The sequence below is a fragment of the Lacticaseibacillus suilingensis genome, from assembly GCF_016861845.1.
Lineage (GTDB): Bacteria > Bacillota > Bacilli > Lactobacillales > Lactobacillaceae > Lacticaseibacillus > Lacticaseibacillus suilingensis.
Genome location: NZ_BOLV01000015.1, coordinates 26,198 through 43,376, shown reverse-complemented (window position 1 = coordinate 43,376; position 17,179 = coordinate 26,198). Strand labels below are relative to the sequence as shown.

The 17,179-nt window shown below is 51.3% G+C and carries 21 protein-coding genes and 1 pseudogene; 13 read left to right on the top strand and 9 right to left on the bottom strand.

The genetic code is table 11. The features are described 5' to 3' along the window. Window positions 1-191: 191 nt before the first annotated feature. From JUF11_RS09785 to JUF11_RS09770, 4 genes are all read right to left on the bottom strand, one after another. Complete coding sequence (locus JUF11_RS09785) at window positions 192-914, bottom strand: LytR/AlgR family response regulator transcription factor (RefSeq protein WP_204119445.1); 723 nt, start codon at window positions 912-914, stop codon at window positions 192-194. Window positions 915-1,056: 142 nt separating this feature from the next. Continuing rightward, window positions 1,057-1,644 carry a hypothetical protein gene (locus tag JUF11_RS09780; RefSeq protein ID WP_204119444.1) on the bottom strand — a complete coding sequence of 196 codons (588 nt, stop codon included), beginning with the start codon at window positions 1,642-1,644 and terminating at the stop codon, window positions 1,057-1,059. A 19-nt stretch (window positions 1,645-1,663) separates the two neighbouring features. After that, window positions 1,664-2,425 carry a hypothetical protein gene (locus tag JUF11_RS09775; RefSeq protein WP_204119443.1) on the bottom strand — a complete coding sequence of 254 codons (762 nt, stop codon included), beginning with the start codon at window positions 2,423-2,425 and terminating at the stop codon, window positions 1,664-1,666. Window positions 2,426-2,543: 118 nt separating this feature from the next. Then, complete coding sequence (locus JUF11_RS09770) at window positions 2,544-4,823, bottom strand: LTA synthase family protein (protein ID WP_204119442.1); 2,280 nt, start codon at window positions 4,821-4,823, stop codon at window positions 2,544-2,546. A 145-nt stretch (window positions 4,824-4,968) separates the two neighbouring features. Here JUF11_RS09770 and JUF11_RS09765 point away from each other — a divergent pair, with 145 nt between their 5' ends. From JUF11_RS09765 to JUF11_RS09755, 3 genes are all read left to right on the top strand, one after another. After that, a complete protein-coding gene (locus JUF11_RS09765; RefSeq protein ID WP_204119441.1) occupies window positions 4,969-5,580 on the top strand; it encodes a VanZ family protein in 612 nt (203 codons plus the stop codon). 352 nt (window positions 5,581-5,932) lie between these two features. Beyond that, the gene (locus JUF11_RS09760; protein ID WP_204119440.1) at window positions 5,933-6,781 is read left to right on the top strand and encodes a GRP family sugar transporter; all 849 of its coding nucleotides are present in this window, start codon (window positions 5,933-5,935) and stop codon (window positions 6,779-6,781) included. 113 nt (window positions 6,782-6,894) lie between these two features. Then, a complete protein-coding gene (locus JUF11_RS09755) occupies window positions 6,895-8,235 on the top strand; it encodes a glucose-6-phosphate isomerase (protein WP_204119439.1) in 1,341 nt (446 codons plus the stop codon). Window positions 8,236-8,344: 109 nt separating this feature from the next. Here the strand turns inward: JUF11_RS09755 and JUF11_RS09750 are convergent, their stop codons facing one another. The 5 genes from JUF11_RS09750 to JUF11_RS09730 all read right to left on the bottom strand — a co-directional run bounded on the left by JUF11_RS09750 (window position 8,345) and on the right by JUF11_RS09730 (window position 11,787). Then, the gene (locus tag JUF11_RS09750; protein ID WP_204119438.1) at window positions 8,345-9,595 is read right to left on the bottom strand and encodes a tyrosine-type recombinase/integrase; all 1,251 of its coding nucleotides are present in this window, start codon (window positions 9,593-9,595) and stop codon (window positions 8,345-8,347) included. Between the two features lie 96 nt (window positions 9,596-9,691). Then, on the bottom strand, window positions 9,692-10,390 hold the full coding sequence (locus tag JUF11_RS09745; protein WP_204119437.1) for a DUF3862 domain-containing protein: 699 nt from the start codon (window positions 10,388-10,390) through the stop codon (window positions 9,692-9,694). A 257-nt stretch (window positions 10,391-10,647) separates the two neighbouring features. Continuing rightward, window positions 10,648-11,028: a DUF2513 domain-containing protein gene (locus JUF11_RS09740; protein ID WP_204119436.1), complete on the bottom strand. Its 381-nt coding sequence runs from the start codon at window positions 11,026-11,028 to the stop codon at window positions 10,648-10,650. Between the two features lie 20 nt (window positions 11,029-11,048). Further along, window positions 11,049-11,453 carry an ImmA/IrrE family metallo-endopeptidase gene (locus tag JUF11_RS09735; RefSeq protein ID WP_204119435.1) on the bottom strand — a complete coding sequence of 135 codons (405 nt, stop codon included), beginning with the start codon at window positions 11,451-11,453 and terminating at the stop codon, window positions 11,049-11,051. Beyond that, window positions 11,446-11,787 carry a helix-turn-helix domain-containing protein gene (locus JUF11_RS09730; protein WP_204119434.1) on the bottom strand — a complete coding sequence of 114 codons (342 nt, stop codon included), beginning with the start codon at window positions 11,785-11,787 and terminating at the stop codon, window positions 11,446-11,448. The genes JUF11_RS09735 and JUF11_RS09730 overlap by 8 nt, the downstream gene beginning before the upstream one ends. Window positions 11,788-11,929: 142 nt before the next feature. Between JUF11_RS09730 and JUF11_RS09725 the strand changes: the two genes are divergently transcribed. The 10 genes and pseudogenes from JUF11_RS09725 (at window position 11,930) to JUF11_RS09680 (ending at window position 17,130) form a co-directional block, all read left to right on the top strand. Beyond that, window positions 11,930-12,148, top strand: a complete 219-nt coding sequence (locus JUF11_RS09725; protein WP_204119433.1) for a helix-turn-helix domain-containing protein — start codon at window positions 11,930-11,932, stop codon at window positions 12,146-12,148. Further along, the gene (locus JUF11_RS09720; protein ID WP_204119432.1) at window positions 12,145-12,318 is read left to right on the top strand and encodes a hypothetical protein; all 174 of its coding nucleotides are present in this window, start codon (window positions 12,145-12,147) and stop codon (window positions 12,316-12,318) included. The genes JUF11_RS09725 and JUF11_RS09720 overlap by 4 nt, the downstream gene beginning before the upstream one ends. After that, window positions 12,308-12,478, top strand: a complete 171-nt coding sequence (locus JUF11_RS09715) for a hypothetical protein (protein ID WP_204119431.1) — start codon at window positions 12,308-12,310, stop codon at window positions 12,476-12,478. The genes JUF11_RS09720 and JUF11_RS09715 overlap by 11 nt, the downstream gene beginning before the upstream one ends. An 89-nt stretch (window positions 12,479-12,567) precedes the next feature. Continuing rightward, window positions 12,568-13,116, top strand: a complete 549-nt coding sequence (locus tag JUF11_RS09710) for a hypothetical protein (RefSeq protein ID WP_204119430.1) — start codon at window positions 12,568-12,570, stop codon at window positions 13,114-13,116. Then, on the top strand, window positions 13,098-13,418 hold the full coding sequence (locus JUF11_RS09705; protein ID WP_204119429.1) for a hypothetical protein: 321 nt from the start codon (window positions 13,098-13,100) through the stop codon (window positions 13,416-13,418). Before JUF11_RS09710 ends, JUF11_RS09705 begins: the two co-directional genes overlap by 19 nt. Then, window positions 13,415-13,675 carry a hypothetical protein gene (locus tag JUF11_RS09700; RefSeq protein ID WP_204119428.1) on the top strand — a complete coding sequence of 87 codons (261 nt, stop codon included), beginning with the start codon at window positions 13,415-13,417 and terminating at the stop codon, window positions 13,673-13,675. The genes JUF11_RS09705 and JUF11_RS09700 overlap by 4 nt, the downstream gene beginning before the upstream one ends. A gap of 96 nt (window positions 13,676-13,771) precedes the next feature. Then, window positions 13,772-14,725: a DUF1351 domain-containing protein gene (locus tag JUF11_RS09695; protein ID WP_204119427.1), complete on the top strand. Its 954-nt coding sequence runs from the start codon at window positions 13,772-13,774 to the stop codon at window positions 14,723-14,725. Between the two features lie 2 nt (window positions 14,726-14,727). Beyond that, a complete protein-coding gene (locus tag JUF11_RS09690) occupies window positions 14,728-15,477 on the top strand; it encodes an ERF family protein (RefSeq protein ID WP_204119426.1) in 750 nt (249 codons plus the stop codon). 46 nt (window positions 15,478-15,523) lie between these two features. After that, the gene (locus JUF11_RS09685; protein ID WP_204119425.1) at window positions 15,524-16,399 is read left to right on the top strand and encodes a conserved phage C-terminal domain-containing protein; all 876 of its coding nucleotides are present in this window, start codon (window positions 15,524-15,526) and stop codon (window positions 16,397-16,399) included. Further along, a pseudogene (locus tag JUF11_RS09680) lies at window positions 16,396-17,130 on the top strand (phage antirepressor KilAC domain-containing protein). The gene JUF11_RS09685 and the pseudogene JUF11_RS09680 overlap by 4 nt, the downstream one beginning before the upstream one ends. Window positions 17,131-17,179: the final 49 nt, after the last annotated feature.

The window sequence follows — 17,179 nt, the reverse complement described above, 5'->3', positions numbered from 1 at the left end:
GCTGATCACAGCCAAAAGGATCAAACTGATTGCGTCGCCAGCAAACCAAGGCAGCGTCAGTAGTGGCAGACAGGCCACCAGGACCAGCAGCCACCGGTAGGGTAATTTCGCCCCGTCAGGCGGATTCGTGACCAGCAGCACCAGCACGAAAACTGCGATGGCAGTCGCCAGCCAAGTCGGCAGTAAATTCATCATGAATGTGGTCGCTCCTCTTGGTTAAGGGTCCGGTAATGCTGTAGCAGCTGATCCCTCAGGGCACTGCGCTTACTTCGCGCGACAGGGATGTCTGTGCCATCATTCAGCGTGAGGTCCGTCGCCTCCAGTGAGCTAACGAAATTCAGATTGACGACGAAGGCCCGGTGGACGCGCACGAAGTTAGTCCCAATCAATTGGGTTTGCAGATGGTCAAGCGTGTCCTTGAGGGTCAAGTCAGCAGTTTGCGTGTGGATGGTCAGATAATGACCGCTCGCTTCCACGTAGCGAATATCGTAGAGGTAAATCCGCTCAAGAGTGCCATGCAGGTTGAGCATCAGCGCTTCTGGTTGCACGCGCGCCATGGCTTTGGTCAAGAGGCCAGTAAGTTTATCAAGCGTCAGTGGCTTCATGATGTAGGCCAGGGCATCCACGTCGTAGCCATCGAACACGTATTGCTCATAATTACTGAGGAAGGCGATGGCGATGTTGGCATCGCGCTGCCGAATCGTTTTGGCCAGGGTCACGCCATCTTGACCAGCGAGCCGAATGTCGAGCAGTAGCAAATCGAAGGCTTGGTCAGGCAGGGCAAATAGAAACGCCTCGGCTGAAGGGTAGGTCAGCCAACTGATGGTTTGTTCATGGGTTTGGACGTACTGTTTGAGTAGGGCGACCGCTTGCGCACTAGCAGCGGCGTCGTCTTCAACAATAGCGATATGCATGGCGACCACCTCCTTAGGTTTTGATCATTATAGAATAAGGATGCGCTTAGAGGTGGGTGACCGTCAATGGCAGGTGGCAAAAAATGGCGGCGTCAAAAAAGTCCCAGGAATTCAAAGGTTCGAATTCCTGGGACTTTGCCTTTCAGCGGTGAATGCTGTCTTGGCCACGTTTGGCAATGGTTGGGGTGAGACTCGGGGCCTCAGACCAGCTGGTGTCCGGATGCGCGGTGATCAGATTTTCGTCTGCCGTTAAAATCACCAGCCGCGATGAGCTTTGATGGAGCGCCGCTGTGGCAGTATTAAGAAACAATCGAATTTCTTGAATGTCCATGCTGGCGGGGAAATCATTCATCAAAATGACTTGCCGGTCGCCGAGCAGCCCCCGAAAGAACTGCACATAGAGACTTTGTGCTGGGTTGAGTTGCGTGGCCGATTGCGCCAGAAACGCGGCATCGTTGCGTAACGCCGGGGCGAGGCGATTAAGCGAAGCGGCTTTGCCATTAATCAGCAGATTGGCTTCCACGCTGAGGTAAGGCACAATGCCAGTTTCTTCCTGGTCAATTAAGGCGAACGCTTTGGCACAGCCGGCGGCCAAGAAGGCTTGGGTGTAGCTTAAAGAAAGGGTTTTGAGCTGTTCGGTTGGCGTGTAGATGAAGCTGATGACGCCGGGGTGAAACAGTTGTTCAACTTGGGTGCGAAAAGCCGCTGCTTGCGGATGAAAAAGCGTCATAGACAGGCCTCCGATACGATTATTGATGGTGCACCAACTGGCGTTTCTGATACCAAAGCTGACCCCACAGCGCCAGGGCCTGACCGCCTACCAGCGTTAAGCCACCAGCCAGCAAGGTCGTAAAGCCGCCGGCCAACTGGGTGCCTTGGTTGAGGCCACCAGGCGGCGGACCAGGGACAAAGAGCCCTTCACCGCTGAAGCCAGTCAGTTGGTGTTGAAAGAGATGGGTCACCGCCTGTTTCAAATTACCGGCGGTGACTTTACTACTGATGGCGCGGCCTAATGCCGTGCGGATGGGATCAAGTAGGTGGGCGCCAACCAGACTGCCAACCAAAAGGCCCAAAACGCTGGTGGCCATAAACGCGAGCACGAAGATGAGTAGGCTTTCCAGCAGGTACTGCCCGCCAATCGCCCAAGTGCTTTTACCGAGTAATAAGTAAGCTTCAGTTTCTTGGGCCCGGCGGCGGCTGAACCATAAGGCAAAGCCAAAGCTCAGCAGCAGAGTCGCGCCAATCAGGCCCCACCAAGCCAACTGATACTGCTGGTTGAGGGTCAGATAACCATTTTTGACCGCCGTCAACACCGTAGTTGAGGCACTGTTGGTCTGGCCTGCGAGCTGGTTGAGCCGATTCAGAAATTCCTGCCGCAACATATGGCTGATGGACTGACTCGTGAGCAGGATGATGCTGAGGATGCAAAAAAGCATGGCCCCAATGAATTCCCCCACGTAAGCGCGCCGATGATACCCGATCGCGCTGAGCGTTCGTTCCAAGAACCGCATGTTGTTCACCTACCTTATGCCAGTAGTATAGTGGCGAGGTTTGAACAAAGTGTGAATACGGCGAGAAAAACCACTGCATTAAAAGAGGCTGCGGTCATGGTCCGCAGCCTCGGTTCACTTACTTCTTTTTCGTATCGGTTTGCACTTCGCCGTTGACTTGAGCGGCGACTTTTTTGGGATAGTCGCTGAGCACATTGGGATTGGCGGTGACCTCTTCCGCATCAGTGGAGAAGTCACTCACGGTGGAAACATCGTGGTGCTCGGAAAATAGTGACGTGGATTTGGCGCCAGCCTGCTTCTCGACTGCCATCATTTGCGCGAGGCTTTGCGAGAAATTGGCTTGATCGGGATCGACCGGCGTGTAGCCCTTTGGCACATAAAACCGGAGCAGGTTCTTGTTGGCCAGTTCATCGGACAGGTCCAGCGCTTGATCGACGCCTTTTTGCAGGGTGGTGAGCTTGGTTTGCAGCTTCGCATCGGGTTGCACAACCTCACCGGTGGTATTGTCATAGACTTTGCCGTTGAGCAGGCTGTATTTCGGCGTCACGAAGTCGTGATTACGGAAGGCCACGGTGGTGTCGTGACCGGAGGAAAGCAAATCCGTGCCGAACTGCACGAAGCTTTGCGTATCGACCCCCACGAGATGGAGCAGGGTGGGCAGCACATCGATTTCACCGCCGTAAGTGTGATTGACACCGCCTTTAAGGCCTGGCATGTGGAAAATCAACGGCACGCGCTGCAGCTGAGCGTCATCAAAGCTATCCCAGTCCGAAGCGGTCGCATTGTTCGTGAGTTTGGCCACGGTGGGATTGTCCGTGGCGGTGAGCATTGAAGCCAGCGTCCGATTACGATCATCGGACATGCCGTAATGATCGCCGTAAAGCATCACCAGGGAGTTTTGCTCCAGGCCAGAAGACTTCAAGTAGGCGAAGAACTCCGCTAGCGCCGAATCAAGATAATGGGCCGTTTGGAAATACCCGTTAACGTAAGTGTCATCAGTGCCCGCATCAGGAAAGTCCGTGTCTTGATCGGTGATAAAGAACGGGAAGTGATTGGAGGTGGTGATGATTTTACTGTAAAACGGCTGCTGGAGATGTTCCATGTACTTGATGGTTTCGCCGAACATCAATTTATCCTTGATGCCATAAGCCGTTGCCGCACCATCTTCGTGGTTGTAAAAATTCCCATCAAAGAAATAGTTATAGCCGAGGCTCTTATAGACATTATTGCGATTCCAGAAGTTGCCGGAACCACCGTGGAACACCGCACTCGTGTAGCCGGCGTACTGCTGAAGCAGCGAAGGCGCACCTTGGAAGGTGTTATCGGTACCCAGCGAGGAGAAGAGGGAGCCTGAAGACAACCCAAAGGTGCTCGTTTCCAGCATATTCTCAGCATCCGAGGTTTTACCAATCCCGACCTGGTGGAAGAAATTGTCGAAGGACAAGGTATCCTTTTCCTTGATTAGGCTGTTCAAAAACGGGGTCACTTCTTGGCCGTTCACTTTTTGGCCAATCAAGAATTGCTGGAAACTTTCCAGATGGATAATGATGATGTTTTTGCCTTTGGCCGTACCAAAATAGGCTTGGTTGGGCGCGGCGTAGTGACTCTTGGTGTAGTTAAGCACCGTGTCCATATCGGCACTGTCGGCGTTGGCCCGGACTTGATTATTGCGCGCAGTCTGCAAGCCGTCATACACCGTGAACGGGGCGAGGCCGAGGTATTTGACCACGTAATTATGGTCGAAGGTCAAAGAAAGCAGCTTCGGCCGGTTGAGCTCGCTGGTCGCCATGGTGACGCCGAAAAAGGCCACGGCCACGAGGCTGACGGCTTGCGGCAGGTGGTAGGCGGGCTGCTCGTGATCGAGTTTCATCCCAAAATGCGGCCAACGTAGCGCTTGATGGTTAATAAACGCCCAGAGATTGCGAATGCCGTAGCCCAAATAAGCCAAAACGGCCAAAATCAGATCTAGGCCGTAAAGGACATCCCGGCCAATCATCATATTCAGCGAACTGGCTCCGAGGCCTTGTGAGACCTTGGATACCGACAGCATGGTGTTGATGGTCAAAAAGTCGCTGAACTCGCGGTAGTATAAAACATTAGCAAACAGTAGCAGATTTAATAGTAAGTAAATGATCACCCCGACCGCATAAGCTCGCCGTGGTTTGCGTACATATAGCGCGATTGAAAGCGCCGCTGCGCCAACCCCAAGCGGATTGATGATCAGCAGCAATTGTTGAAGAAAGCCGGTTGCACCGAGGGAAAAATCCACATAATAAGCAAATAAGGTCTTCACCCACAGCAGGCCGAGTAGGATGGCCAAAAAGCCCAGCCGCGTGGTCCGGCAACGTTCGATGAAATGTTTCACGGCGATCCTCCTCGTAATGATAGTCGCAATCATTGTACCTGTCTGAGCAGCGGCGGGCAAACCAAAACCCGGCATCTGTCGGTTTCGTAAGAATGATTTAAACCATAATCGGCCGCTGAAAGCGCCGCCTAGCAATTGATACAATCAACGTGAATGACTTTGCAAAGGAGGGGTGGGGATGTTATTTCTGGGTCCGGTGTATCGCTATGTGCAAGCGCAACTGGAAGGGCGCATCAATCATTGGCCGCTGGTGCGCTTGATTATGTATAGCCTGGATAAAACCCTCCTTTACTTAGCCTTATTTTTGCTCCTGCGTTTAGGCCTCAAGCTATTGTTTCATCGGCGGTTTGACGCTTGGCATGAAGTGAAAGTCATCTTATTCAGTGCTTATGTGATTTTACTGTTGATGCTGACGGTGTTCCGCCAGTGGTACTATCCCTGGCAACTTCACTTTTACTGGGAGAGGCCGCTCAGCGCCATCAATTGGACGCCGCTGGTGAACACCTTCAAGTTGCGGCTAGGGAGCCAGATCGATCTGTGGTATCAATCTTTTGGCAATGTGCTGTGGTTCATTCCCTTTGGCTTCGGTCTCCCTTCGCTGCGGCGGACCAAGATTGCCGCTTGGCGGGTGGTCGGCTGGGGCTTGTTGTTATCCCTGGCCATTGAATCGCTCCAGTTCGTTCTCGCTTCTGGGGTGGCAGACATCGATGATGTCATCTTTAATACGATTGGTACCATCCTCGGCTTTGGCTTGTGGCGCTTGCTGTCACCGCGGAGCCGCAAGCGTTGACCTGATTTAGCGTGGCTAAATCAGGTTTTTTGATGGGACCACGCAGCACCAGCTTTCTGAAAGTGGCAACCAATCGGCTCAATATTTGAAAGCACCAATGCAAATTGTCTACACTAATGTAAAATATTTGAAAAATAAACTATTTTTTCATCGCTGGTGGTATGGGTAAAATAACGCGGCTGTGGTTGGCTTTTTCGCTGAATTGGTCCGGTCCAATATTGTGATGGGTAAACGGTTCCATAGGCTCGAGCCGTGAGCGGCAGGCTTGTTTTGAAAACGAAATCACGCTAGAATATATTGTTAACATTTTGCCTTGTGCAAAATTCAATGGAATGAAAAGAGGAAAATACACATGGCAATTATCATTGCGTTGATTCCCGCGCTTGCGTGGGGGTCAATCGGGCTGATCAGCGGTAAATTAGGCGGTAACGCCTATCAGCAAACCTTAGGCATGACCTTTGGCGCCTTGATTTTCGGCATCGGTACCTATCTGTTTACGCAGCCCGTGCTGGATACGAAGGTTTGGGTGCTGGGTATTTTGTCTGGCCTGTTTTGGAGTGTCGGCCAGTCGCAGCAGTTCCAAGCGATGAAATACATCGGCGTTTCCTTGACCGTCCCGATGTCCACTGGGATGCAGTTGGTGGCGAATACCTTGGCTGGCGCGTTGCTGTTTGCCGAATGGAAAACGGGCAAAATGGTCATTTTGGGCCTTTTGGCGTTAGTCTTCTTGATTGCTGGGGCAATTTTGACCTCGCGCAAGGAGAAAACTGGCGAACCAGGCATCGTTAATTTTAGTGGTGGCCTGCGCGCTTTGATCATTTCCACCGTGGGTTATGCCGGCTATACCATTATCGTTAAAGCCGGGGCGCTTGGGGCCTCTGCCGTGGTGCTACCGCAAGCAATCGGCATGGTGATTGGCGCACTGCTGTTTTCCATCGGTCATCAAGCCTTCGCTAAGGCCACCGGCAAGAATGTCATTACCGGTTTGGTCTGGGGGCTAGGGAATGTCTTTATGCTGGTGTCGATGGCGCAGGTCGGGCTGGCGATTTCTTACTCGCTGTCCCAAATGGGCATTGTGATTTCCACCTTTGGCTCCATCTTCCTGTTGGGCGAACGCAAGACCCAAAAGGAAATGGTTTGGATCACCTGCGGCTCGGTTTTGATCATCGCAGGCGGCGTTGTGCTGGGCCTGATGAAGTAGCGCCGTTACTTGCTTAAGACTTGTTTTTTTCAAACGGCCTACCTTGCATTTTGCAACCTAGACCATTAAAGTTGAGTTTGTTGAAATGCAATCAATAGGAGGAAAGAATTCACATGGCTCATATTTCATTTGATTCATCTAAGCTCACCAAGTTCGTTCATGACAACGAACTCGGCGAGATGCAAGCAATGGTCACCGCCGCCGACAAGGAATTGCGCGAAGGTACCGGTGCTGGCAACGACTTCCGCGGCTTCCTTGACCTGCCCGTTGACTACGATAAGGACGAATTCGCCCGCATCAAAGCAGCAGCTAAGAAGATCCAAGACGACTCCGAGGTCTTTGTGGCCATTGGGATTGGTGGCTCTTACTTAGGGGCGCGGATGGCTGTTGATTTCTTATCCCACACCTTCCGTAACTACGAACCAGGTCGTAAGCTGCCAGAAGTATACTTCGCCGGCAACTCCATCTCTGGTTCCTACCTGGCCGACCTGGTTGACATGATTGGCGATCGGAGCTTCTCCTTGAACGTCATTTCCAAGTCTGGTACGACCACCGAACCTTCCATCGCTTTCCGCGTGCTGAAGGCCAAGTTGATTGAAAAGTATGGTAAAGATGGCGCCAAGTCCCGTATCTATGCCACAACCGATCGCGCTAAGGGCGCTTTGAAGAGCGAATCCGATGCTGAAGGCTACGAAGAATTCGTTGTGCCTGATGACTTGGGTGGCCGTTACTCGGTTCTTTCTGCTGTTGGTCTGCTGCCAATCGCTGTTGCTGGTGGCGACATCGATCAGTTGATGAAAGGTGCCGCTGATGCCCGCACGGAATACAGCGATGCTGATTTGACCAAGAACGAAGCCTACCAGTACGCTGCTTTGCGCAACATCCTGTACCGGAAGGGTTACACCACTGAGCTGCTGGAAAACTACGAACCAACGCTGCAATACTTCAGCGAATGGTGGAAGCAGCTCATGGGTGAATCCGAAGGCAAGGACCAAAAGGGGATTTACCCATCAAGTGCTAACTTCACCACTGACTTGCACTCCTTGGGCCAATACATCCAAGAAGGTCGCCGCAATCTGATGGAAACCGTCGTTTGGGTTGAAAAGCCAAACCACGACGTTGAAATTCCAGCAGAACCAGGCTCTTTGGATGGCTTGACTTACCTTGAAGGCCGTAAGATGTCCGAAGTTAACCGCAAAGCTTACGAAGGCGTTGTGCTTGCTCATACCGATGGCGGCGTGCCAGTGATGACCGTCAACATCCCACAGCAAGATGCCTACACCTTGGGCTACACGATCTACTTCTTCGAAGCTGCCGTTGCCATTTCTGGCTACCTGAACGGGATCAACCCATTCAACCAGCCAGGGGTAGAAGCATACAAAAACAATATGTTTGCCCTGCTTGGCCGTCCCGGTTTTGAAGATATGACCAAGGAATTGAACGCACGCCTGTAATGACGCGGGTTACAGCAATTTTTAAACCGATGTGAATGCAAAAAAATGACGCCCATAAATGAGCGTCAACGGCCAACAGTTGGCAAAATCGTTGATACGAGCGTCAATGTTAGTTGATTTTTGGAACCCGTTTCGGGTTCTTTTTTTTGCCATCGGCCAAAAAATCATTCAGCTTGACGGCGGCCCGCTGTTTGATGGTCGGGGTTACCTCCGCATATATGAGCGTGGTGCTGACGTCCTTGTGTCCGAGAACATCTCTGATGTCCTCAAGCGGTACCCCGGACTCGCGTAGGAAGACGCCGAGGGTGTGGCGGAGGTCGTGGATGACGATGCGCGGCAGGGAAACACGCTTGCGAATGCGCTCAAATGCGCCGTTGGTTGACCGGTCGCGAAGCACCTTGCCCCGGAAGCGGCCGTTGACGAAACGAAATATGAAGTCATGACTAGGCTGCACCCTTGCCTCATTATCAAGCGACACGATGGTCGGTTGCGGGTACCACTCATGGTTGAGGTCGATGAGGGCGGCGCGTAGTCGGTCGGTCATGTATATGGTGCGGTTTGATGTCGGAAACTTGGGGTCATCTAGTATGATCTCGCCGGTATGCTCGCCAGTCTCCGCTCTGTACAAGCGGGTTTTGTTGATCTCAACCGTGTTGGCGGTGAAGTCGACATCGTCCCAGCGGAGCGCCATTGCTTCACCCTTGCGGAGTCCGAGGTCGAGAATGGTCAGGAAGAAGTAGTACCAGACCGGTTCTTTTTCGTCCTTGGCGGCGTCCAAAAAGGTACTGGCCTGCTCGCGAGTCCAGTAGTGCAGCTTACGTTTGGCGGTACCGGCGGAACGCGGAAACTCGACCCCGGCGGCATTGTTCTTCGAGATATAGCCGAGCTTCACAGCCTTCTGGAGCGCGTTACTCAGTGTGCCGTTGATGATGTTCACCGTGTTTCGGGAAAGGGGAGCGCCCTTTTCGCCGCCGTGGTCGAGCATCTCAATGATGAACCGCTGGTGAACGGCAGGGGTGTATTCGCCAAAAGTGTAATGCCCAATTTTTGGGACGAGGTAGTGCTCGACATTGTAGCGGTAGACAATCATGCTGCCTTCTTTGACGTTCACCTTGAAGTTTGTGACCCAATCGCGGAGCCAGTCTCCAATGCGCATGTTGAGCCTATATCCGGAGTGAGCCGGGTTGTTGATGGCCGCGCCTGCCTGAACCTTCGCCCAAGCGTTGGCTTCATCGTATGAGCGAAAGCCATCGCGCTTCATGTTTTTTGCCTTGCCCGTGGCCGGGTTCGTTCCGGCGTATAACTGGACGCGGTAACGTTGCTGTCCATTTTTTAGCTTGTAGCCGCTGATTGATGCCATTTGTTCACCTTATTTCTGGAATTGTAGGAATATCGTTACAAACTGGTGTTCGGTCGATGCTTGAAATAAAAGCCCCGCTACGGGGCTGATTTTCCGTTACTTCATGCTTGACTGAGTTTTACCGGACAAAGCATCGTTCGTGAATGTGACGTTGAAATTTGCACCAAAGTCGCCTTTAACGCCTGATGTATACCCCGCTGTAACCGTCTTGCTACCACCGATTAAGGATTCATCATAGTAATCAGGTTGACCGTATTTGGCTGTGAAATCTGCATATTTCATGCCGTTCTGCCAGCTATTAAAAGTGGCCAAGTCGATTTTCTGCTTGCGCGAAAGCTTGAAACCAGTCAAGTTCTTCCCGAAAGCTTTTCCGTTTGTAAATGAAACAATTATGTTGGCACCGAAACCGCCCTGAACGTTGTCCCAAGTTAGAAGATCGGTTTTGACACCGTTTGTCGTGTCGGAAGATGATGAGCTTGGCTCGCCGAATTCTTGCTTGAGTTGATCTAGTGTTGCGCCTCCTTCGGCACCTTGCATTAAATCTCCAAGCTTGATTGCATCAAACTGAGATCGGGTGATTTTTCCATCGTCTTTCTTTGAAGAGGATGAGCTCTTGGAGGCTTGAGATGACTTAGCGGTGGAGTCGTCGTTTTTCTTGTCGTCCTTACCACCACCCATTGCGCCGCCAATTGCAGCGACAATAATAATTGCTAGAACCCAAAACCAGATGCGCTTATAGAATGGCTTTTTGACCTTATACTGCTTCCCATCGGCGCCAGTAACTTTCTTTGCCATTTTTATTCCCCCTAAGGTGTCAGCTTTTACCGTCATCAGTATTTGGACGTAAGTTATTGTGTTTCATTCATTCTAATTTTAAGTGAAGAATGGTATTCTATGACTGAAACCAGAAAGGGGCATAGCCATGGAAAACTCATTCATCATCCAAAACGGCCATGTAATTCTGAACGGTGTTGAGGTTACCCATATCAAGAATTTAGATGTACATGTGCACGGCAATGAAAAGCCAGAGATTACGCTAAGTTTCCGTGCAGCTACTTTGGATACATCGTTTTCTCAATCAAGTCCGAGATGACATTGGAAGCAACCGATATAAGAGTTTGGAGAGAAGTGGAGCCAATTTTGGCAGCCACTTTTTTTGTTTTATTCCAGTTTGTGTCCGATCGAATGTCGGCGAGAAATTGGTGACCGGCTGGTGTTAAATCTTGAATACTGAAACCGGCCATATAAAATTTCACACGGCTTAGTAGCCCGGATTCGCCTGCTTGGCGAATGTGGTAGAGCAGCTTTTGCTTACCGTATTTTTGAACAAGGCCGTCAGTTGAAAAGTCTTTTGGCTCCACGTCGTTATCAAACGTCGTGTGGCGTTCGACGGTCAGCAAGATGTCACGTATACAATCAGGATCTAGTTTCATATTGCCTCCGCATGGTTTTGTTAGCGGTAGTAGTTTTTGATTTCATCTTCTGCCATACCGACAAGTGGTTCAGGTACGTGGAAGGCGTCCATGAAGTTTTGGCTGTTGGCGTCCTCCGGATCGGTGTCAGCGAAGTACATCGGCACCAGTATGTGGAAGGCCGTGCGGTTAGCTTCGGCTTCCTGTCCCTGCTTGAGCAGGGTGAACATATACATGAAGCCGCTGTGCTGGTTAAGTATGTGACCAACCTCGTGCGCCGCTTGGAGCGGGAGCTGGGCTTGGTCGTGGAAGTTCATATTGATGACGATGCGGCGCGCGTCAGGGTTCGATGCGCACGGGGTGTCTGAACAGAAATCGTTTGAGCATTCTACCCCTATGCCATGCTCAAAGGCGTAGTTCAGAACCTGCGTCAGGTAATCATTCATCGTCTTTTTTGGAACCCCGCAACAGCCGCCTCATCAGTTCGATGTCTTCGGGCGGGATAGGGCGACCCTCAAAGGACATGATGACGTTCTTGTCGGCGAGATCAACGGCTGATTTATTGCCAGCCGGTATACGTGTGTCTGTGAGGCCGAGAATATAGTCGGTTGTGACGTGGAAGAAATCCGCAAGCTGTTTCAAATCATCATTACTTATTGTACGGCGGTCATTTTCCCAGCTCGTGATGGTGCTCTGGCTTACATTTAGTTGGTTTGCGAGCATAGGTTGAGTTAATGACCTCTCTTTGCGGAGCTTGGAGATTCGTTCGCCGGTGGTCATACAATCACCTCCTACAAATCAGTATATTATTACTTAAAGTAATCACAATATTTTTTTGAGTAAATGTACAAAAAGAGCTTGCAAAGTACGCAGAGTAGTAATACTATGGGTACATAGCAAAGGCAAGAAGGGAGGAAAAGAAATGGGATTAAAAGAATTTCGCGAAAGCAAGGGCATTACTCAAGAAGACCTTGCAGTGCGTGCAAACATTTCGCAAAGCATGGTTCAGGCGATTGAGAGCGGACGGCGCAAAGGTTCCTTCAGCACGCTGAAGGAAATTGCCAATTCTCTTGGGATTAGCATGGATGAGCTTTTTCGTGCCATTGATACTACTCAGGGTACAAAGGAGGCAGCACGATGAACCAGAACGCGAAGTTATCACCAATCATGTACGACTTGGGAAACGGTATTCACACCCGCGACCGTCAAGAGTATCTGCGGCACATGCGCCAGAGCGATGAGTACCGCGAAATGATGATTGCTCTTGGCCGTGAAGATGAGCTAAAGGAGGTGAGCATCTATGAACCGTAAGGAGAAAATCACTGTAATCTACGAGTACTTCCAGCGCGCCGGTCGTGACTATACCATCAAGCAACTGGAGCGGAAATCAGATCACTTCATCGACAGTGCACTTATGTTGATCGAGAGCGATGAAGAGAAAGAGATGGACGAACAGGTCGCCAGCATCTAGTCAAGGCATACATGTTTTGACAACTGTAAGTGTAAGCGAGTGGCTATTGGAAGCAGCGGGGGACTTTTCCAAAGCAAGGAGAAATCGCAATGAAACTCAAAATCGGAAGTAACTTAACGGCGGCGCTTAGCCGCACCGATGGCACACAGCGTTGGCTGGCGGCCATGATGGGGAAGGGCAAGAGTAGCGTGAACAACTACGTCAACAACTCGCCAGTGAGTGCAGACGATGCGGTGAGCATGGCACATGTACTCGATGATGACCAATTCTCGCAAGAGCTTGGAAGCCTCATGCTTGGCCTCATCAAGTCGTTCACCGGCTCCAAGATACCAACCAACATGTCATCACTACTGGATTATGACGACTTCGAGGAAGACGAGGAAAAGCAGTATCTGAAAGCGAGACACATTCGCATGGTTATAAGCAATCCAGAGACACTAGACGACCAAGAACGCGAAGTCCTAAAGACCTACCTGTTCGAGAAACTGGACAGCACCATGATGGACTTGACGGTGCTCACGGCAGGAGCTGACCGGTTAGGTACTACACTGGCGGCGCTACTACACGAGCGCATGCCAACCTATGTCAAGATGCACTACATCAGAAGGGAGGACATTACATGGTCACAGAAAAGGTGACAGACCTGCGGAAACTCAAGCAGATGCCGGAACCGACCATCGTACAGCGGCAACAGGCCGTAGCACGCAAAAGGCCAACGCATCGAAAGGTAACTATGCTGATGCGAGCTAAAGAGCTTGCAGAGTTCGCTCATGTGTCAGCATCAACGGTCACGCGTTGGAAGCAAGGCTGGACTGGTGAACCACTCAAGTTTGAGGGGCCGGGAGAAGCCCAGACGGTTGATCTTGACTACTTCATTCAGTGGCGAGAACGCAATTCCGGCAGAAAGATGATTAACCCAAAACGGAGGCAGGAAGCATGAAACACCCATGGATAATCATTACAAACGCATTTGAAGACTTCATGGCTAAGCACCCAGCGGCCGCAGACTTCTTCAACTGGTATGAGCAAGACATCGACCCAAGCGACCCAGCCAGCTACCCCGAAGAAACGGCGAACTTCTGGCAGGACACAAAAAAAGCCCCAGCGGAGGCAACCGCAGAGGCGAAAGAAACTAAACAAAACATTATTTACCTCAGTTTAACACGACAGCAACCAAAGCGAAAGGTGGTGCGCTGATATGGACGATGAACTGAACGCAGACCTCGAAGACTATTACGAGGACGAGATGCAGGACAAACTCACAGCACTGCTAGAAGCAACGGAGGAAAAGGCATGACAAACGAATTAACCGCACCACAAGACCTAAAGTATCAGGTCGATTACAAGCCAAGCACGATCACCATTAACAACTACGACGACTTGAAAGCGCAGGTTGCCGCGTACGCATCAAAGTACAGTAACTTGGTTGTGACGGACGGAACGCTAAAAGACGCTCAAGACTCACTGGCAAAGCTACGCAAGTTCAAAGCTGCCATCGACAGCCAGCGCAAGGAAGTCAAAAAGCAATATAACCAACCGCTTCACGATTTTGAAAATCAGGTCAAGGTGCTCACCGGAGAAATTGACGCTACCATCGTACCAATCGACAGTGCCGTCAAGACGCTTCAAAAAGCGGCAGAAGATGAACGACACGACAAGCTGCTGGCTTACATCGGAGAGCTTGCGCCATCCTACAAGATTGACGTTACGGACGTTGAGTTAGAGGACGGATGGGACAAAGTCAATATGTGGACGCCAACAGGCAAGCCAACGATTGGTCTCACCCGTGCGATCGGGGCCAAGCTGAAAAGCATGGTCGACCAACGCGAACGAATTGCATCGGATAAGGCGGCCACTAAGGCATACGCAGATGCCAACAACCTAGATGCCTATTCTTGGCTGCAAGAAATCGAAGCCGGTGCCACCTTTGCTGAACTCCGAGTTCGTATGGACGCGGCGCTGATGCAGCGTAAGAAGGATGAAGAACGCGCACAGCGCGCCAAAGAGGCCGCAGACGCGATTGCCAAGGCCAAGCAGGAACAGGTAGGCAATACCACGATTGACCGTGAGACGGGCGAAATTGTGCCACATCCGGAGCAAACAAGCCTAATTGATGAAGAACCACAGCAACAAGCGCCGGTCTACACCCGTGCATTCCGCGTCACAACAACCGAGGAAAAGATGTGGGCACTGGCCGACTTCATGAAGGCCAACAAAATCAGCTACGAATCAATCAAGGAGGCATAACCATGAAACGCTCTGAAAAGACTATTGAACTCATCAAAGACATGCGCAAGTTTCGTACTCAAGTTAAGCAACCAGACAAGAACGCCACGAACCCATTTACCAAGTCGAAGTATTCTGACCTTTCAGCCGTCATCAAGTCCGTTGACGCTGGCATTCAAAACACCGGCCTCTCATGGACGCAGGACGTTTCAAACGATCAGGGCGGCGTCACAGTGCAGACCATCATCTTTCATGACAGTGGCGAATACATCGAGTTCTCACCACTGACTATGCCAGCAGGAAAGGGCACCGCGCAGGAGCTTGGGAGCGCTGAAACCTACGCACGGCGCTACACCCTCCAGACAGCCTTCGGGCTTGTCGGTGATGCTGACGATGATGGAAATGCCGCATCAAATCGCCAAGCCCAGCCTAAGCAAGAACAGCCACGGCGCGCACCAGCACGGCGTTATGAACAGCAGATCGTCCCGGCAAAGCCTACACAGCCTGCCGAACCTGTTGCTACTGCCGAGCAAAAGCAACGTTTGCTCGAGTCGCTCAAGGAGTTTGCCAAGGTGCGCGGCCTTGATGGCAATGATGTATTCACCACCGTAGTGGGCGAATCGAAGCTTGGACCGGTCAAGTGGGGACAGATGACAGAGGCACAATATCAAGCCGTATCTGACGCCTTCCACCATATGTCAGCAGTTGCCCCGGATCCACAACCGGAGCCAGTTGCTGACGAACCAGTAGCCGAACCAGAGCTTCCATTCTAGGAGGCACAGCAATGACAAACGATAAAACAGGGTAGGGGGTGATCTGTTGGACTACTTCAAGCAAAGACGAGCTTACCGCAAATTGCTCACAGAAGAATTGAGCCTCTCATTAGGCCAGAACGTTTTGTATCGCGAACTATTGGACTACGCGAATGACGAAGGCAAGATAGACGAACAATTCAAGTTGCGCAATTCGGTATTGGCAAGTCGCACGTCACTAACGGAACAAGGCTTGAGCCAAGCACGTAACCGCCTAGTGCAGGAACACTTGATTGAATACACCCCAGGCAAAAAAGATAAAACAGCCCCAGCTTACAAACTAGTAAAACTCTACAAAGAGTTTACCAAGCCGTTGGGCAACAGCTTACCAGCTAGTTACAAACCTGTTGACCAGGTTGTTGGGTCATCTGTTGGTCAGGTCGTTGAACATAGTACTTTACTATTACCTGACAAAGACAAGACAAAAGATAAAAACCATAGTCCGGCTAGCGCCGAACCGCATGTCGACTTCGACAAGCTATTTGAATATCTCAACGAAAAGAGCGGCAAACACTTCAAGAATACGGCTACCAACCGGAAGCTAGTTCATGAGCGGCTACGGGAAGGCTTCACGCCAAAGGATATTCAAACTGCCATCGACAACGTGACTGCGGGGTGGCTTGGCACTGACATGGAGCAGTACATCAGGCCGAGCACCATTTTCCGCGCATCGAAGTTTGAGGGCTACGTGAACAGCGTGCCGCGTGTGGCTAAACCACAGCAAAGCGGCGGCAAGCCCCAGCGGCAGGAAGCCACTCCAGACTGGATGAAGCCCGGCTACAAAGCGCCAAAGCAAGAGGCCACAGATGACCAAAAGAAAGAGCTGGCTGAAAACTTGGCTGCGCTGGAGGAACTGCGAAAGCAAAAGGAGAAAGCTGAATGAATAACCTAGTCATCATGCACGACCGGCAGGCGGTCACCACTAGCCTGCAAGTAGCCGAAACGTTCGGCAAAAATCACAACCATGTGATGCGAGACATTAAGAACCTAATCGAACAATCTGGCAGTCCAATTTTGGCCCGCCAAATGTTCGCCGAAAGTGCCTACGCAAATCGTGGCAAGCAATACCCGATGTACTACATGAACCGCGACGGCTTCACGCTACTGGCTATGGGTTTTACGGGCAAGCAGGCCATGGGATTTAAGCTCCAGTACATCGAGGCCTTCAACTCAATGGAAAGGCAGGTTCGCTCGGGCGTCCCGCAGACGCTTCCAGAGGCATTGCGCCTTGCGGCAGACCAAGCAGAACAGATTGAGAAACAGCAGGAGCTAATCGCTATTCAAGCACCAAAGGCCATCTTTGCCGATGCGGTGGCAGTCAGTCACACCACCATCTTGATTGGTGAGCTGGCAAAGTTGCTTCGCTAAAACGGCGTTGACATTGGCCAGAACCGTTTATTCCAAACACTTCGTGAGCAGGGCTATCTCATCAACCGCAAGGGGACTGATTGGAACCAGCCAACCCAACGGAGCGCAGACATGCAACTGTTCAAAGTCAAAGAAACAGCCATCAATCACAGCGATGGCACCGTGTCCATCAGTAAGACCGTGAAGGTTACGGGCAAGGGTCAGCAGTACTTCATCAACAAATTTCTCCGCAATGGGGTGGCTTAGATGATGCAGGCCAAGCCGCACAGTTAGCGGAGCTAGACAAACTAAGACA

Bases quoted from the DNA above. Each gene is read 5' to 3' on its own strand.
- JUF11_RS09785 (WP_204119445.1), bottom strand. From the start codon at position 914: ATGCATATCGCTATTGTTGAAGACGACGCCGCTGCTAGTGCGCAAGCG.
- JUF11_RS09780 (WP_204119444.1), bottom strand. From the start codon at position 1,644: ATGACGCTTTTTCATCCGCAAGCAGCGGCTTTTCGCACCCAAGTTGAA.
- JUF11_RS09775 (WP_204119443.1), bottom strand. From the start codon at position 2,425: ATGCGGTTCTTGGAACGAACGCTCAGCGCGATCGGGTATCATCGGCGC.
- JUF11_RS09770 (WP_204119442.1), bottom strand. From the start codon at position 4,823: ATGATTGCGACTATCATTACGAGGAGGATCGCCGTGAAACATTTCATC.
- JUF11_RS09765 (WP_204119441.1), top strand. From the start codon at position 4,969: ATGTTATTTCTGGGTCCGGTGTATCGCTATGTGCAAGCGCAACTGGAA.
- JUF11_RS09760 (WP_204119440.1), top strand. From the start codon at position 5,933: ATGGCAATTATCATTGCGTTGATTCCCGCGCTTGCGTGGGGGTCAATC.
- JUF11_RS09755 (WP_204119439.1), top strand. From the start codon at position 6,895: ATGGCTCATATTTCATTTGATTCATCTAAGCTCACCAAGTTCGTTCAT.
- JUF11_RS09750 (WP_204119438.1), bottom strand. From the start codon at position 9,595: ATGGCATCAATCAGCGGCTACAAGCTAAAAAATGGACAGCAACGTTAC.
- JUF11_RS09745 (WP_204119437.1), bottom strand. From the start codon at position 10,390: ATGGCAAAGAAAGTTACTGGCGCCGATGGGAAGCAGTATAAGGTCAAA.
- JUF11_RS09740 (WP_204119436.1), bottom strand. From the start codon at position 11,028: ATGAAACTAGATCCTGATTGTATACGTGACATCTTGCTGACCGTCGAA.
- JUF11_RS09735 (WP_204119435.1), bottom strand. From the start codon at position 11,453: ATGAATGATTACCTGACGCAGGTTCTGAACTACGCCTTTGAGCATGGC.
- JUF11_RS09730 (WP_204119434.1), bottom strand. From the start codon at position 11,787: ATGACCACCGGCGAACGAATCTCCAAGCTCCGCAAAGAGAGGTCATTA.
- JUF11_RS09725 (WP_204119433.1), top strand. From the start codon at position 11,930: ATGGGATTAAAAGAATTTCGCGAAAGCAAGGGCATTACTCAAGAAGAC.
- JUF11_RS09720 (WP_204119432.1), top strand. From the start codon at position 12,145: ATGAACCAGAACGCGAAGTTATCACCAATCATGTACGACTTGGGAAAC.
- JUF11_RS09715 (WP_204119431.1), top strand. From the start codon at position 12,308: ATGAACCGTAAGGAGAAAATCACTGTAATCTACGAGTACTTCCAGCGC.
- JUF11_RS09710 (WP_204119430.1), top strand. From the start codon at position 12,568: ATGAAACTCAAAATCGGAAGTAACTTAACGGCGGCGCTTAGCCGCACC.
- JUF11_RS09705 (WP_204119429.1), top strand. From the start codon at position 13,098: ATGGTCACAGAAAAGGTGACAGACCTGCGGAAACTCAAGCAGATGCCG.
- JUF11_RS09700 (WP_204119428.1), top strand. From the start codon at position 13,415: ATGAAACACCCATGGATAATCATTACAAACGCATTTGAAGACTTCATG.
- JUF11_RS09695 (WP_204119427.1), top strand. From the start codon at position 13,772: ATGACAAACGAATTAACCGCACCACAAGACCTAAAGTATCAGGTCGAT.
- JUF11_RS09690 (WP_204119426.1), top strand. From the start codon at position 14,728: ATGAAACGCTCTGAAAAGACTATTGAACTCATCAAAGACATGCGCAAG.